The following is a 13,639-nucleotide window of genomic DNA, read 5'->3' on the forward strand; positions in this document are numbered from 1 at the left end:
TCGCAGGAATTGCTCTAATCCTGCCGGCCGGGCTTCCCGCGATAATACGCCGTCTCCTCGGCCGGCACTTCGCCCGGCTCGAAGACACCGAGCAGGATACCCTTGGCGCCCGAACCGCCGCCGCCTTCCATCTGGGCATCCGTGCGCGTCGTCCGTTGCGCCATCCGTCGCGCCCAGCGGCTCAGGCGCTCATACATCATGCGGACGATGGCTTCGTAATCCGGGTCGTCGCCGAGATCGCGCAATTCCTGCGGATCGGCTTCCATGTCGAACAGCATGGGCCGGAAGCCTTCCGCGTGCATCATCTTCCAGCGCGTATCCGCGACCATGATCAGACGTGCCTCGCGTGGCTTCCTGCCCAATGCGGTCGCGATCGGCGTGGCCGAGTAATCGTATTCCGAGACGACGAAATCGCGCCAGTCGACCGGCGTCGCTCCATGCAGGAACGGCATGAGCGATCGCCCTTCCACGATGTGCGCTGGAATCGCGCCGCCGGTGAAATCGATGAAGGTGGCGGCAAGGTCGAGCGATTCCACCAGCGCATCGCAGACGGTCCCACGCGTCGCGTCGGCGTCGGGGGACGGATCGTAGACGATCAGCGGCACCTTGACCGAAGGCTCATGGAAAAGATCCTTCTCGCCCATCCAGTGATCGCCGAGATAGTCGCCATGGTCGGATGTCACGACGATCATCGTGTCCGCCATCCGGCCTTCACGTTCCAGGAAATCGAGCAGCCGGCCAAGCTGGTCGTCGCACTGCTTGATGAGGCCCATATAGGCCGGGATCACTTTTTCACGCACATCGTCGCGCGAGAAATTGCGACCGACCAGCCCGTCCATGAAGGCCTTGTAGACCGGGTGCGGATCCTGCCGCTCGCTTTGTGCGCGCACCGCTGGCACGACATGTTCCGGCCCGTACATCGCGTGATAGGGCTCGGGCACGATATAGGGCCAGTGCGGCTTGATGTAGGACAGATGGCAAAGCCATGGGCGCGCGTGATCGCCGGCAATGAACGCCTCGGCCTCACGCGTCAGCCATGGCGTCTCGGAATCCTCCTCGGCGATGTTTGCCGGCTTGTCGGCATTCTCCATGAACCAGCCGGACGCCATTTCGCCCTCGTCATCGACGGCGGCGTTGGCGAAATCGTGCCACGGGTTCGCGCCCGGATAGCCCTTCGCCTTCAGATAGTCATTGTAGGGTTGGGGACCGTCATCGTAATAGCCGGCCGGCCCGCGACCCCAAAGTCCGTCGTCGCGGGTGAAGACGTCGAAGCCGCATTCGGCGACGCGTGCACCGATGATCGTATCGCGTGCCAGCCCGAGACGTTCCATGCCGTCCGCATCCACGCGCATATGCGTCTTGCCGATAAGAACCGCATCCATGCCGACGGCCCGCAAATGATCGCCGAGCGTCATTTCGCCCACCTTGAGAGGCACGCCGTTGCGCGTCGCGCCATGTGAATGGACGTAGCGGCCGGTGTAGAAACTCATCCGCGACGAGCCGCAGACGGGAGACTGTACATAGGCACGACTGAAACGCACGCCCTTGGCCGCCAGCCTGTCCATGTTCGGTGTCTTCAGATGCGGATGACCCGCGCAGGACAGATAGTCGAAGCGCAATTGGTCGTACATGATGAAGAGGATGTTCTTCTGCATGCCCTTTGGCTTAGAGCATCCGAAGGCAAAGGGGAATCAGGTTGCTGTCCGGTCTATAGGTCGCCCCCATGTCGCCATGACGGCCTCTCGAATGCAGGCAAGTACAGTTCTTGCGTGTGAGGTCGTTTCAAGTGTAAGAGAAGATTGTTGCGCGCGATGACCGTCTCGGTCTGATCAGTACGCGGTTCGGCATGCAACACGGCAATACAAATGTGCCGGGCGGGGCAACCTATCATGCAGAACTGGCTTTTCGACAGCGGCGGGTGCGCCGTCATTCATGATTTCGAGCGACGCGAGCGGATCGACTTCGCGAGCGGCGCCATGACTGCGTTCATGGAAGAAACGCCGGTGATGAGCGGCGTCTCGCTCTACCGCGTCGATGCGCGGGGGCGCGGCAGCTTCCGCATGTCCAAGGAGCCCCCGAAACAGGGCGGGCGCGTCATTCTCGGCTGCCTAATGGGTGGCCGGGGCACGCTGGAAATGGACGGATGCGATGCTCACGACTGGCGCGATGGAGGGCGTGCGTTCTCGCTCACGCCGATCGATCGCGCGGTCTCGTACGACGTTTCCACCGAGAGGGGGTGGTCGTGTGTCGCGCTGCGGCTGGAGGAGGATGCCCTTGATCTTCTCTCGCGCGATGCTCCGATCCCGAGGCTGGCGACGTCTGCATTGCAAGGCAGGACCCGCGATCATGCGCAGGCAAAACCGCTGTCATCGAGCTTGCGCCAGACGATGCAGGAATTGCTCCGCCCCACCTATTCCGGAACGATGACCGGACTCTATCGCCAGTCGAAGGCGCTTGAATTCCTAGCCCACCAGTTTGATGTCCTGTCCGACGAAAGTTCGTGCGAGGACGTTCCGCGGGGTCGCGAACTGACGCGCCTGCGCGAAGCGCGCGACCGGTTGCTGCAGGATTTGCGCGAGCCACCCTGCCTCGAAGACCTCGCCGCCTCGGTCAACATGACACCGCGCCGGCTCAATGCCGGGTTTCGCGCCCTCTTCGGAACGACTGTCTTCGACTATCTGAGGGATGCCCGGATGGACGCCGCGCGCGGCATGCTCGAAGACGGGTTGCACATGCCGCTCAAGCAGCTCGCATGGTCGATCGGCTATGGGCAAACGACCAATTTTGTCACTGCCTTCCGACGGCGCTTCGGGGTTTCGCCCGGACGCTATCGCCGCGCCGCCCTCGACAACGACTGAACGGCATATCCGTCATCATTCGCGATTATGCGCGCCGGCAAGCGCTATGAGCGCCGGTCACCGGCGTTGCCAGGCGGCATCCATTTTTTCTAGAGGAACTGCACGGAAGCGCGAGGCGGTTTTCGGTCCCGAATTGCGTGAAACCAATGAGATAGAGCATGAAGGTGACCCTGTTTTCACCGGAAGCGCTCTCATGTCCGTGGGACGTGCGACTGGTCGCCCGAGCATGGCAACGAAGGCAGGTGGGATGAATTCGAATCTCGGTGCTCGCCGGATTGGCTGGACTGAACTCGTGTTTGCGGGTGCGGTTCTGGCGCTTGCCGGCTGCCAGAGCACGGAGTCCGACTTCGACAACGAAATCTTCTCCGACGATACGCGGCGGCTCGAAAAGGAGCTGAGCGCGGAAGCGGCTGCGTTCGGAACGGCCCAGAGCGCAATCGGCATGGCTGCTGCCTTCGACCCGACGGGTCTGGCCAGCATGGCCATGATGCCCGCGGGACGGGCTGCACGCAATGCGTGGATGAGAAGCGCTGATGCGCGCATGGACGCACAGCTCGAGCGCGATACGCAGGCCCTCTATCGCCGATATGGCATGAATCCCGACGGGACACCGTCGGGGGTGAGACCAGACGACCGCTGACGGGCGGTTGTCTGCGCGTGGCCGGTCGGGGGCAAATCGCCGGCCATGGCGATGGGGAACGGTGACACGATTGCCGCCGCCGTTCCCCAGACCGCCCTGCCGCAGGCCAAGCCGACAATCATTCACGGGAGACGAAGCATGAAACGAACCATTCGCGTATCGATTGCCGTTCTGGCGCTGACATCGCTGGAAGCCGCGGCGAACCAGCCGCCCGTCGGCATCTTCCGCTGCCATGCCACGGACATGCGGCCGATGGCGACGCTGCTTCTGGACGGGCACGGCATGTATCAGCTCATAGCGGCAAAGGGGCCGGACTTCGCGGCAGATCCGGAAGCGCCGCACAACGGAGCCGGAACCTATGCGATCGAAGGCATGCACATGACCTTCGGCTCGGGTCCGATTTCGGAGCTGCTCGATGCCGCGGGCAATGTTCTTGGCGAGGGACAAGAGGCGACGATCGGCATCGCGAACACCAAAGGCACGGTCATGACCTGCCTGTCCACGGTCTAGGGCACCGGGCCGAAAGTGGAATCCGGTTTCGGACTATTCCGATGCTCAAACAAAGAGATAGATCGCCACGTCCGTAAGGATGCACGGCGATCGAGATCGCCCACAAAACCGCGGATTCACCGACACAGACGCCCGCCCTTGAGCGTCGTTCCAAGTTTTGAACAATCGATGGCAGGTGTCACTCGAGAAGAGTGGTGCCCAGGAGAGGCGCGTTGGCGATCACAAACAAGAAAAAAGCCTAATGATTACAACGAGTATGGAGATCGGTTGTTACCCGATTTGTTGCCCGCTCCCGAATGGGCGGCAAGGCCACGTTGGCGTTGATGTGACGTGGAACATATTGCGAACAATACGCTTGCTTCAATCCTGAATTTCGGTGCAATGACAGCATCAAAACTCGGAGGGGCTTTCCGTGTATTTCGTCCTCATTGCCGCGACCATCATAGGCAGCGCCGGCCCTGCGATACAGACGATCGACGGGGACACGATAGAGATCGATAGCGAACGCATTCGGATCGCCAATATCGACGCGCCGGAAATTCGGCACGCGAAGTGCGACGCGGAGCGGCGGCTCGGGCTGGTCGCCAAGCGCCGCGTCATAGGTTTGATGGATAGCGGAGAAGTCGTCGTCTTGCGGGGCGATCCCGACACGGGGCGCATAAAGGATCGCTATGGGCGAACACTGGCGACGATCAGCGTTGGCGGCCGCGACGTGGGCGCGGTTCTGGTCGAGGAAGGTCTCGCCAGACCGTGGGGAGGCCGCCGCGAACCATGGTGCGACAGCTTGACGAACAGGAAGAATTAGGAATAACGTCCTGACGTGCGGCGGAACTTTGACATCGTGACGGGATTCGCATGCACAGATGGAACACCTTGGACGAACTGGCGAACTTGCTCGAATATCGAGCCCAGAGATCGGCAACCGTCACGCTCACATGCGAAACCGCCTACATCATTTCGCTGAAACTCCGCACGGCCGATGCGAAGCCGAGACGCGATGAAGTCACACGCGCAATCTGCCGGCGAAAAGAGCCCTGCGATACGCCCTGTTTCGATTGCACCGGCCGCGCCAACGCGGTCGTGCGGATGTACGGGCAGCACTATGATCGCCTTGACCTGAAGTTGCCGCCGAAAAAGGCGCGAAGATAGCAGCCCGTCATGCCCGCCGCAGCCGATCGGGCGTAGGGAAATTTCGGTGAACTGTAATCTATCTGTTGACACTGTAATCAAAACGATTACAGTGTGGACATGATCAAGTCGTTCAAAAACAAAGCCCTCGCCGATCTCTGGTCAAACGGCCGCAGCAAGATCGATGCCCGGATGCACAAGCGCATTCTCATTCGTCTTGCCGCCATCAACGAGGCGGGGGTCGTGGCCGATATCGACCTGCCGGGCTACGATTTCCACGGCTTGCACGGCTTCAATCCAACCCGCTACACTGTCCACGTAAACGGCCCGTGGTGCATCACATTCGAATTCGAGGGCGGCAATGCCTACCGCGTCGATTTCGAGCAATACCATTAGGAGTTTGAGCCATGACCGAATTTACCGCCATCGCTGATCCCGACCGTTGCCCGCCGCATCCCGGCGACGTCATCGACGACATGCTGCCGGAGATCGGCAAGAGCAAGAGCGAGCTTGCCGCCCTGCTCGGTATCTCGCGCCAGCAGTTTCACGCGATCCTAGCGGGCCGCAAGCCGGTCACGCCGGACACGGCCGCCCGCCTTGGCAAGCTGCTCGGCAACGGTCCCGGTCTCTGGCTGCGGCTTCAGGCGTCGCACGACGCCTGGCATGCCGCGCGTGAGATCGACGTGAGCGCCATACCCACGATCAAGGCCGCGTAGTAATAATTTTTGGGTAGAATTTCCCCGGGAAGGCGTCAATGCAACTGATAAGCATACCGTGGGTGTTAGATGTCATCGACACCGTTAACAAAATTCGGAGCGAGACACTTCCGTCCGAAAAAATGATGGCCCACTTCATGCTTTTCAAGGCAAAAGATAGAGTTTCATCGCTGTATAACGACAGCATCTACAAGTCATATTTGCGATCATCACGAGAAAGCGGGGAAGCGCTTAAGGCGGCGATAGACCGGGTTCTGCAACAGCCCCTGACAAACGACATAACAGACTTCGCGAAATTCGAGATTGGCGTTGCTGTCGACAATTTCGTAAAAATATTCCGGTCAGAGTTAGCCACCATTCCGATTTTCTTAGTTACCCAAAAAGGCAGCTTTGATCCTGTTCTCTTAGTCAGCGACGGAGTCGGTCTCTTCCCTCCGGAAATGATTACAAAAGCCCCTGAAACCCTCGCAGACGCGCGCGAGGTTGGTAGAGCCCTCGCTTATGAGATGGGCACTGCATGCGGTTTCCACACCTTCAGAATCATGGAAAGCGTTCTGAAGCGATATTGGGATGCGGCAAGCATGGGGAAGCCACGTCCCAAACCCCAAACCATTGGTGTCTTTGCCAGTCACATGGATAGCCAAAACATTGGCGACGAGAGAATTTATGAATCGCTGAAGCAAATAGGGCGCCTTCACCGCAACCCGATAATCCACCCCGAGGTCGTGCTGACCGTCGAAGAGGCTTTTGGTACAGTCGGAATTGCTAGAAGTGTGATCGGCGCAATGCTGGCCTATTTGCCTGACGCTGCACCAACAACGACAAATCCCCTTTTATTAGACACAAGCAATTTGCCACCACCAACCCTGACTACGGTCCCTGATGTGAAGTAACGGCGCCCTTCTCCCGCCCTGCCTGCATCGCTTGCAATGCAGCCACCCACGCCTCCGCCGCATGCAGCGCATCCGCATCGACGGCGCTCTTGATGCGGTCGTCGATGAGCGTGCCATGCGCTTCCGCGTCGATCAGGATCGCGCAGCACGCCATCACTGCGCCGAGGTTGGCGATCCGCGTGTCGCGTGTCAGTTCCTCGCCGGCGGACCAAAGACGCAGATGCCGTTCGGCAGCATGAACATACGTCATCGCCTCGACAGGGCAGGTGCGCCAGTTGAAAAGCCCGTATTTGAGCCCGCCGTCATAGTGCGCCGACAGCCAGGCAAGCATGGCCGTCAGCGGCAGGTTTCCGAGAGGCGGCTTGCGATCTCCGAAAATCTGTTTCGGGTTCGGCGGCATCGCTTCGCTCACGCCGCAACCTCCGCGACGCCCGCCATATCGATCGCCGGCGGTTCATAGAGGCTGCCTTCGTCAGGCGTGCCAAGGAACAATTCCTGATACGCGATGACGCCGAGCTTTTCCTCGACAATGAGCAGGTTTTGGGAGGCCGGCGACGGGTCGGCTTTCAGCTTGCGCATCGCGTAGGGATTGTAGCCGACGACCGAGCCATTGGCGAAACCGAACGGTATCTTGCTCGACGTATGGTCATGCCCCTGCAAAACGAAATGAAAGCCGCGACCGCGCCGGGCGTAGGACTGATGCGCGCGGTACATGCCCCTGACCTGCTTGTAGACAGCCCCATAGAGTCCGCCGGTTCCGGACGCGCCCTCGTGCCCATGTTGCAGGAGGAATTTCCAGCCATAGACGTTGAACAGCGCTTCACCCGAGCCGGTATAATAGAACTGCACGCCCGGATCGCCGGCGAGCATCTTCTCGATACCCCACGACACAATCATGTCGAGGTTGTCGATGTTGCCTTCGGACGAATGCGGCTTTGGCGTCAGGCGGCCGTGATTGCCGGGCGACGTGTAGACACGGATCGGCATTCCGACCGTCGAGCGCAGGAAGGCCAGCCCGCCTGCGACGGTCTCTGACACTGCCTTGATCGACGGCACGACCGGCGCGGCGCCGCCACGGCGGCTTTCCTCGCGCAAATTGTTGTCGATCATGTCGCCGCCAAGACAGACGATCAGGTCCTCGACCGGGTCGCCTTTCCAATGGTCGGTCAGAAGCGACGCCGTCTTTTGGAAAAGTCGTTCCATCCGCGCACGGCAGATATCGAGGCTGTAGGCGTTGAGCCCGTCCATCTCATAAAGATCGACGGCCTCGCCGGCATGCACGTCCGAAATGTGCAGGATGACCGATCGGCGGCCGCCGCGACCATCGCCAGGCATCGGACGGATCACGGCCGGGGCCTCGATCGCCCGCGCGAGTTCGAAAACGGTCGCGCGCAAATCCTCCGCCGCGATGATGCGATCGAGCATGTCCTTGCGCTCGACTTTCAGCGCGGCGACCTCGCGCTCGAGTCGGCGCTCGCGGACCCTGTCCTCGACCTTCGGCGGTTCGGGAGCGGTCACCGTCGCGGAAGCCTCGGCGGCCGGCGCGACGTCATGCCAGACCGCATCGAAGCCTTTCGCACGGATGGTGCGCAACCGTCCATCCGCCTGATTTTTCGTCAGGCCGAGTTCTTTTGCCGCGACGCGCAGTGCGGTCGTCTGGCCTGCGCCGGGATTGGTTCCCGGTCGGGCATATCCCGCCTCGATCGCGGTCTTGATGCGATCCGCGAAGGCGCGCAGGACGTCGTCGGAAATGCCGACGCCGGGCTTGGTTGGTTTCGGTTCGTTCATTTCCTAGTGGCTCCACCGGCGCGCGGCGCGGCGCGGCTTGAAAAGTGATTGTCGAGACGGTCGCCTAGGCGATCGATCGCGCCGATCAGGCGTTCCTCGATCTGCCCGATGGCGTTGTTCGTCGCGTATTCCTTGGCGACCGCAAGCTTGAATTCGGAAAGTTCGTGCGCGCTCTTCGCGCGCACTTCCTCGATCCGCTTCGCATAGACCTCGATGGTTGCTTCAAGAGCCGCCTTTTTGGTTTTCAGGTCGACGACAGCCAGTTCCGTCGCGGCCAGCCGCATGCGGACCGTCACCCATGCGGCAATGCCACCGGCAGCGATGCCGCCAAAGGCGATCAGGGCGGCGATATTGACTGTCATGTCGAAGCGCACGCCATGGGGCGATTGGGCCATCGCAGGCAACAGCATGACGACGAAGAGCAGGACGATCGCGGAAATCACGAGCGCGACGACCTGGCTGGCGCGGGAACGCGTGGCCCGTAAATTGGCGAGATTTCGCAAGGTCAGGTCCGATCCAGATGCTCGACAAGGTCGTCGTGATAGTCCGCGCACCGCGTCACGCGGGCATTGGCGCGATCGAGGGCCGCACGTTCGCGCTTGAGAACGGACCGGATTTCGGCTCCATCGACGAGTGCGGCGTGAGGCTCGATCGTTCGGCAGTCATCCGGCAGAACGCCGATCGTCAGACCGGCGTCGCTTACCCCCTGCGATGCCCCGGCAAGGCGCGCTGCATCAATCGATGCGCAGCCAGTCGATATCGCCCCGATCAAGGCGACAGATACGGCCTTGCAAAGCCAACCGCGTTTCATAATCGGAGATCTCCGCTTCAAGGGTTTCAAGCCGCGCAGACGTTGCGGCGCGGGTCTGTGCGAGCGCAGTGGCGAAGCGCTCGCGGGCATCGGTCGCGACCCGCAACTGCCGTCTGGTCTCGGCAAGTGCCGCCTCGGCTGCCGATTTTTCGGCCTCACGGACATAGCCCTGCCGCGCCTCGCGAGCGGCGGCCGCGCTCGCGCGTTCGACGCGCCCGCTTGTTACGACCGCGAGGACAGGACCAAGCAGCGGAACGCGGTCGAGCGGCGCGATCGGCGCCCCCTCATAAAAGGCGACCAGTACGAGCGCGGTCAGAGCGACGAGGCCCGGCCGCGAGAGCGCGGCGCGTGAGAGGAAAGCGCCGGCGATCATCCGCGCGCACCCTCAAGGCAAATGCGCTGCTCGGCCGCGCGGCGGTTGACGAGACCCTTGACGACCCGGCCGCCGGCTTTGTTCCACAAGGGGATGGCATTGCACGCGCCGACGATGTCGCCGGCGTTGGCGCGACGGGCCACGGTCGAGCGGCAGAATGCGCCGGTTCCGATATTGTAGGAGAGCGACAGGAACATCGCGTAGGACTTGCCGGGAATGGCATCCGGCGCCTTCAGGCACTTGCGCATGCCGGTCTCGAATTCCGCGAGCCCTTGGCCAAGCATGGCGGTGCATTCGGCATCCGTGTAGCGGTCGCCCCGCTTTACGCCGCGCGTCTCGCCATAACAGACGGTCCAGACGCCGACGATGTCCTGATAGGCGGCATTGCGCTTGCCTTCCCACCCGCCGACGAAGGCGGCAGCGAGAATGCCAAGCGCGGTCAATGCGCCGGCGGCGGTCTTAATCTTCGACATCGGTGATACCTTTCTGCGCGACGAAGCGCGCCGCGAATGCGCCGGCCGTCGCGATCCCCGACAGCGCCGCGAAGACGCCGGCGGAAACCGGAAGCCGGTCGCCGAGGAAGGGGAGGACGACCTCGACGCCCGAAAGCAGGGCGGCAAGGATCATGAGGCGGACGCTCCACGCGCGGCGAAGCACCCGCCGCCAATCGGGAACGGGCTTCATGGGTTTGTCCAGAGATGACGCTAGAGCGTCGAGGCGTAGCGCCAGAGGTCGTCGAGTTCGGCCGGAGCGAAGTCCATAGCCGCCGCTAGCTGGTCGACGAGCGGATGGTCGCGGTCGTAGTGCGCAGCCTTACGCCATTCGACGAGCGCGACGTCGCGCTCTTGTCCTTCGATCGTCGTGGCGACGATCGCATCCTCGACATCCGTTTCATTCATATCGAGGAACACAAGCATCATGCCCATCTGTCGCGGCGAAAGCGGCGGCAGCGGTTCCGGCTCCGGCTCGGGCGGCGGCGGTGGCGAGAACGCACCGTCGTCATAGGTCCAGCCGATCGCCACGTCGTCACCACAGGTGATGGAATCATCGACCTGGCCGATGATGACGTTTGTGACCACGCCGTTTTCAACAATTGCGGAGCGCATCATTCGTACTCCCATATGATGATGAGGCCCGCGCCTCCATTGCCGCCCGTCCGCACCGGGGCCGATCCGCCCGAATTGGAAGCGCCGGCACCACCACCCCCGGACAGACCTTGACCGCCACTCTGGCCGCCACCGCTGGCTGTTATACCTGCGCCGCCATCTCCGATGATCGAGGCACCGCCATTGCCCCCGAGGCCAAGTGAGCCTTGGCAAAACCCCGGTCCACCGGGCGCGCCCCGGACGAGGATGTCGCCAAGGGTCGCGACGCCTCCCGCTCCGCCCGACCGAACGGAATTGTTGGAATCGGCACCGGATGTCCCGCCATCACCACCGCCTGCGCGAACCAATGTGCTGAATCGCGTCTCGCCACCGACAGCGCCTTTTTCTCCGGAAACGCCGGCGCCCCCTGCACCCCCTGCGCCGACGATCATGCTGTAGGGGCCTGACGAAAGATCGGCCCGCCGGAAAAACTTCCTAGCAGAAGAACCGCCCCCACCGCCCGAACCGCCGGACGACAAGCCCGCGCTTGTTGCAACGGCACCGCCGCCACCGCCACCGCCGCCGATGCAAAGAACGTCGATCGCAGCGACCGAAGAACGCAGCGTGTAGGTGCCGGACGCCGTGAAGATCACCGGGGCGACAAACCGCCCGCCGACCGCTCCGATATTCTGGCGCGCGCGAAGCTGCCCGGCAGCGTCGATCGTCTGCGCAACATCGAAGCGCAGACGGTTTGCCAAAGCAGTGTTAATCGCCACGATCGCAGCAGCATCGTCCGATGCATTGCTCCACAGATCGATCAGGTGATCGTCGATCGCGTCGAGGACGGCCTGAAGGGTGGTCGTCGGCAAAAGCAACATCGCCGCGTTGGCGATCGTGACGTCGGTCGAGAGCGCCAGCTTTAGCAGCGCGTCGACATCGAGCCGATGCGATACGCCGTCTTTCATCACAGGCAGGCGATGCAGGCGAGACGGCAATGGCGACGGGTTCAGCCCGTCGATGGTGATCGTGTTCGCCATTAGCCACCCGCACTAAAAAGCAGCGTCACGGCCGCAGCCATGTCGTGCAGATAAACGCCGTTGAGTTGATACCGATTGATCGGCATCGCCGCCGGATGGCTTGCAAGCGCAAGCGCGCTGTTGCGATCAACGCCGACCGGCATGATGCCGATATCAGCGTCATATCCGCCCTCGGCCGACACCACGCGCGATGCCGCGAGCGAGACGGTTTTCGGTGTCCGCGCCCAATTGAATGCGTGCGAGACGAGGAAGTTTGCACCGTTCTGGCTGCCAAGCTTGACGTCAGTTCCGTGAATCAGCTGCATGAACGCCAAGGCGTTGCGGTTCGCCAGATTGGTGATCGTCGCCACATTCGACCCGTTGGTCGTGACGCGCGCGATCAGCATGTCGTCATAGCTGGAATCGAACCGCTCGTTCGTCTCGGCGGCGACGGCGGGATTGTATCCGGCATTCGCCAGGTCGCGCAGCACGAAGCCGTCGGCAAGCGTCCAGCGCAGATGATACGTCTTGTTCGCGACGGTCGCGAAGCTTCGCTGTGCTTCGCTATAGTCGCTGGTCGACATCGGGAAGATGCCGCGATGCTGAAAAGCGACCGTCGGCGGCACGAGGACCGTTCCCGCCGCCGGCGACGTGACGTTCATCCGACCGTCCGCCGACAGGATTTCAGGAAAAATAGGCAGGCGAGCGCGAGCCTGGCTGACGAGCAGAAATTTGGAGGTGTCGCCGCCGCCGGTCGCAGCGGAGATCAGGCTCTCGATCGCCTTGCGAACCTGCTCAAGGTCGGTCCGATCCGGAGTCTGTCCGGAAAAGGCAATGAGATGGTCAAGTTCGCGCTGCGGATGCTCGACAGCGGCCGCAGGGACGACCGACCCCTTGATGCCCGCATTGCGATTGCCGTCGATATACGGCGCGTCGAGATCGCCGCCGGGAGGTGCGGTGTAGCGCATGTCAGAAACTCCGTTGAATGTCAGTCGACCGCGACGGGCATGACGAGGAGCAACCCCGTTTCCGTCACGAAGAGATCGCCGCTTTCGGTGGCGAGAATGTTGCCCGCAAGCAGCGAAGCGTAGGAGAAAACGACGGCCGTCCACGCCGGCGCAATGCGCCGGATGGCGCATTCGAGCACCCCGTGGTCGAAGTCGAGTAGCCGCGTAACGCCTGCATCACCGATACCGGCCTCGAATTGGCTGGCCGGCGCATCGAAGACATGAACAACCCATTGCTGTTCAAGCGCAGCGTCGCTCAACTCGCCAATGCCGAGGCAATGGCTTTCACCGACAAGAAACGCTTCCGGTTCTTCAAGGGCGATGATGTAACCCACGCGAGCAGCCATCCGAACGACGTCCGCAGGCGTGATCGTGGCAAGCGATTGTACCCGCGCCGCGAGGCTGTCGCGTCGCTGCGTGATTGTCTGCGGCTCCGTCACGCAAGGGTCGGGGAGCCCGTAATCGCGTTCCCATTCGTCGAGGCTGTCGACAAGCGTCGCGGACCGCGACTCCAGCGTGAGTTTCCACGCCGAGGCATAGAGCATCGCGAAGGGCGCAAGCAAAACGCGCGTCAGCCCTGCTATCTTGGAAGTGACGGACGGCGCTTCACCGTCCGGCGTTCCCCATGCCGACCCGCGTGGCCACAACGCGAGGCCACCCTGCAGAAGCATCTCGACGTCGGGTTCCGACAGAATGTCCCGTGTCTCGATCAGGCCAGGCGCAGCGCGCGCATCCGGCGAGACGAAAAAGACCTCGCCAAGATCGGGAGCCAGAAAAGCCGGCCAATCGGCATTGACGTACCAAACGGACATGA

20 protein-coding genes are annotated in these 13,639 nt (G+C 62.1%); 8 read left to right on the forward strand and 12 right to left on the reverse strand.

What is annotated here, in order from left to right:
* Positions 1 to 14: 14 nt before the first annotated feature.
* On the reverse strand, positions 15 to 1,655 hold the full coding sequence (locus tag AAFN55_RS00750; protein WP_347796976.1) for an alkaline phosphatase family protein: 1,641 nt from the start codon (positions 1,653 to 1,655) through the stop codon (positions 15 to 17).
* A gap of 234 nt (positions 1,656 to 1,889) precedes the next feature.
* Here AAFN55_RS00750 and AAFN55_RS00755 point away from each other — a divergent pair, with 234 nt between their 5' ends.
* The 8 genes from AAFN55_RS00755 to AAFN55_RS00790 all read left to right on the forward strand — a co-directional run bounded on the left by AAFN55_RS00755 (position 1,890) and on the right by AAFN55_RS00790 (position 6,745).
* Complete coding sequence (locus tag AAFN55_RS00755; protein ID WP_347796977.1) at positions 1,890 to 2,858, forward strand: AraC family transcriptional regulator; 969 nt, start codon at positions 1,890 to 1,892, stop codon at positions 2,856 to 2,858.
* Positions 2,859 to 3,105: 247 nt separating this feature from the next.
* On the forward strand, positions 3,106 to 3,498 hold the full coding sequence (locus tag AAFN55_RS00760) for a hypothetical protein (protein WP_347796978.1): 393 nt from the start codon (positions 3,106 to 3,108) through the stop codon (positions 3,496 to 3,498).
* A gap of 138 nt (positions 3,499 to 3,636) precedes the next feature.
* Positions 3,637 to 4,008, forward strand: a complete 372-nt coding sequence (locus AAFN55_RS00765) for a hypothetical protein (protein WP_347796979.1) — start codon at positions 3,637 to 3,639, stop codon at positions 4,006 to 4,008.
* A gap of 412 nt (positions 4,009 to 4,420) precedes the next feature.
* Positions 4,421 to 4,813, forward strand: coding sequence for a thermonuclease family protein (locus AAFN55_RS00770; protein ID WP_347796980.1), 393 nt, complete (start codon positions 4,421 to 4,423; stop codon positions 4,811 to 4,813).
* Between the two features lie 68 nt (positions 4,814 to 4,881).
* Positions 4,882 to 5,157, forward strand: coding sequence for a hypothetical protein (locus tag AAFN55_RS00775; protein ID WP_347796981.1), 276 nt, complete (start codon positions 4,882 to 4,884; stop codon positions 5,155 to 5,157).
* Positions 5,158 to 5,256: 99 nt separating this feature from the next.
* Positions 5,257 to 5,532 (forward strand): type II toxin-antitoxin system RelE/ParE family toxin, encoded by a 276-nt coding sequence (locus tag AAFN55_RS00780; protein WP_347796982.1) that lies wholly within the window; start codon positions 5,257 to 5,259, stop codon positions 5,530 to 5,532.
* Between the two features lie 11 nt (positions 5,533 to 5,543).
* Positions 5,544 to 5,852: a HigA family addiction module antitoxin gene (locus AAFN55_RS00785; RefSeq protein ID WP_347796983.1), complete on the forward strand. Its 309-nt coding sequence runs from the start codon at positions 5,544 to 5,546 to the stop codon at positions 5,850 to 5,852.
* A gap of 38 nt (positions 5,853 to 5,890) precedes the next feature.
* Positions 5,891 to 6,745, forward strand: a complete 855-nt coding sequence (locus tag AAFN55_RS00790) for a hypothetical protein (RefSeq protein WP_347796984.1) — start codon at positions 5,891 to 5,893, stop codon at positions 6,743 to 6,745.
* Here AAFN55_RS00790 and AAFN55_RS00795 read toward each other — a convergent pair.
* Genes AAFN55_RS00795 through AAFN55_RS00845 form a run of 11 tightly spaced genes read right to left on the reverse strand, consistent with a single transcriptional unit; the run spans position 6,723 to position 13,637 of the window.
* Positions 6,723 to 7,157: a dATP/dGTP diphosphohydrolase domain-containing protein gene (locus AAFN55_RS00795; protein ID WP_347796985.1), complete on the reverse strand. Its 435-nt coding sequence runs from the start codon at positions 7,155 to 7,157 to the stop codon at positions 6,723 to 6,725. The two genes, AAFN55_RS00790 and AAFN55_RS00795, sit on opposite strands and share 23 nt — an antisense overlap.
* A complete protein-coding gene (locus AAFN55_RS00800) occupies positions 7,154 to 8,533 on the reverse strand; it encodes a metallophosphoesterase (protein ID WP_347796986.1) in 1,380 nt (459 codons plus the stop codon). Before AAFN55_RS00800 ends, AAFN55_RS00795 begins: the two co-directional genes overlap by 4 nt.
* Positions 8,530 to 9,036, reverse strand: a complete 507-nt coding sequence (locus AAFN55_RS00805) for a hypothetical protein (protein WP_347796987.1) — start codon at positions 9,034 to 9,036, stop codon at positions 8,530 to 8,532. Before AAFN55_RS00805 ends, AAFN55_RS00800 begins: the two co-directional genes overlap by 4 nt.
* Positions 9,037 to 9,038: 2 nt before the next feature.
* Positions 9,039 to 9,305 carry a hypothetical protein gene (locus AAFN55_RS00810; protein WP_347796988.1) on the reverse strand — a complete coding sequence of 89 codons (267 nt, stop codon included), beginning with the start codon at positions 9,303 to 9,305 and terminating at the stop codon, positions 9,039 to 9,041.
* Entirely contained in the window at positions 9,268 to 9,717 is a 450-nt protein-coding gene (locus tag AAFN55_RS00815; protein ID WP_347796989.1) for a hypothetical protein, read from the reverse strand. The genes AAFN55_RS00810 and AAFN55_RS00815 overlap by 38 nt, the downstream gene beginning before the upstream one ends.
* Positions 9,714 to 10,190 (reverse strand): lysozyme, encoded by a 477-nt coding sequence (locus tag AAFN55_RS00820; RefSeq protein ID WP_347796990.1) that lies wholly within the window; start codon positions 10,188 to 10,190, stop codon positions 9,714 to 9,716. Before AAFN55_RS00820 ends, AAFN55_RS00815 begins: the two co-directional genes overlap by 4 nt.
* Positions 10,177 to 10,401 carry a hypothetical protein gene (locus AAFN55_RS00825; RefSeq protein WP_347796991.1) on the reverse strand — a complete coding sequence of 75 codons (225 nt, stop codon included), beginning with the start codon at positions 10,399 to 10,401 and terminating at the stop codon, positions 10,177 to 10,179. The genes AAFN55_RS00820 and AAFN55_RS00825 overlap by 14 nt, the downstream gene beginning before the upstream one ends.
* Before the next feature lie 20 nt (positions 10,402 to 10,421).
* Positions 10,422 to 10,823 (reverse strand): hypothetical protein, encoded by a 402-nt coding sequence (locus AAFN55_RS00830; RefSeq protein ID WP_347796992.1) that lies wholly within the window; start codon positions 10,821 to 10,823, stop codon positions 10,422 to 10,424.
* Entirely contained in the window at positions 10,823 to 11,839 is a 1,017-nt protein-coding gene (locus AAFN55_RS00835) for a hypothetical protein (RefSeq protein ID WP_347796993.1), read from the reverse strand. The genes AAFN55_RS00830 and AAFN55_RS00835 overlap by 1 nt, the downstream gene beginning before the upstream one ends.
* Positions 11,839 to 12,786: a hypothetical protein gene (locus AAFN55_RS00840; RefSeq protein WP_347796994.1), complete on the reverse strand. Its 948-nt coding sequence runs from the start codon at positions 12,784 to 12,786 to the stop codon at positions 11,839 to 11,841. The genes AAFN55_RS00835 and AAFN55_RS00840 overlap by 1 nt, the downstream gene beginning before the upstream one ends.
* 20 nt (positions 12,787 to 12,806) lie before the next feature.
* Positions 12,807 to 13,637 carry a putative phage tail protein gene (locus tag AAFN55_RS00845; protein WP_347796995.1) on the reverse strand — a complete coding sequence of 277 codons (831 nt, stop codon included), beginning with the start codon at positions 13,635 to 13,637 and terminating at the stop codon, positions 12,807 to 12,809.
* Positions 13,638 to 13,639: the final 2 nt, after the last annotated feature.

Origin of the sequence: Mesorhizobium sp. CAU 1732, assembly GCF_039888675.1 — a bacterium.
GTDB lineage: Bacteria > Pseudomonadota > Alphaproteobacteria > Rhizobiales > Rhizobiaceae > Aerobium.

Bases quoted from the DNA above. Each gene is read 5' to 3' on its own strand.
- AAFN55_RS00750 (WP_347796976.1), bottom strand. From the start codon at position 1,655: ATGCAGAAGAACATCCTCTTCATCATGTACGACCAATTGCGCTTCGAC.
- AAFN55_RS00755 (WP_347796977.1), top strand. From the start codon at position 1,890: ATGCAGAACTGGCTTTTCGACAGCGGCGGGTGCGCCGTCATTCATGAT.
- AAFN55_RS00760 (WP_347796978.1), top strand. From the start codon at position 3,106: ATGAATTCGAATCTCGGTGCTCGCCGGATTGGCTGGACTGAACTCGTG.
- AAFN55_RS00765 (WP_347796979.1), top strand. From the start codon at position 3,637: ATGAAACGAACCATTCGCGTATCGATTGCCGTTCTGGCGCTGACATCG.
- AAFN55_RS00780 (WP_347796982.1), top strand. From the start codon at position 5,257: ATGATCAAGTCGTTCAAAAACAAAGCCCTCGCCGATCTCTGGTCAAAC.
- AAFN55_RS00785 (WP_347796983.1), top strand. From the start codon at position 5,544: ATGACCGAATTTACCGCCATCGCTGATCCCGACCGTTGCCCGCCGCAT.
- AAFN55_RS00790 (WP_347796984.1), top strand. From the start codon at position 5,891: ATGCAACTGATAAGCATACCGTGGGTGTTAGATGTCATCGACACCGTT.
- AAFN55_RS00800 (WP_347796986.1), bottom strand. From the start codon at position 8,533: ATGAACGAACCGAAACCAACCAAGCCCGGCGTCGGCATTTCCGACGAC.
- AAFN55_RS00815 (WP_347796989.1), bottom strand. From the start codon at position 9,717: ATGATCGCCGGCGCTTTCCTCTCACGCGCCGCGCTCTCGCGGCCGGGC.
- AAFN55_RS00820 (WP_347796990.1), bottom strand. From the start codon at position 10,190: ATGTCGAAGATTAAGACCGCCGCCGGCGCATTGACCGCGCTTGGCATT.
- AAFN55_RS00825 (WP_347796991.1), bottom strand. From the start codon at position 10,401: ATGAAGCCCGTTCCCGATTGGCGGCGGGTGCTTCGCCGCGCGTGGAGC.
- AAFN55_RS00830 (WP_347796992.1), bottom strand. From the start codon at position 10,823: ATGCGCTCCGCAATTGTTGAAAACGGCGTGGTCACAAACGTCATCATC.
- AAFN55_RS00835 (WP_347796993.1), bottom strand. From the start codon at position 11,839: ATGGCGAACACGATCACCATCGACGGGCTGAACCCGTCGCCATTGCCG.
- AAFN55_RS00840 (WP_347796994.1), bottom strand. From the start codon at position 12,786: ATGCGCTACACCGCACCTCCCGGCGGCGATCTCGACGCGCCGTATATC.
- AAFN55_RS00845 (WP_347796995.1), bottom strand. From the start codon at position 13,637: ATGTCCGTTTGGTACGTCAATGCCGATTGGCCGGCTTTTCTGGCTCCC.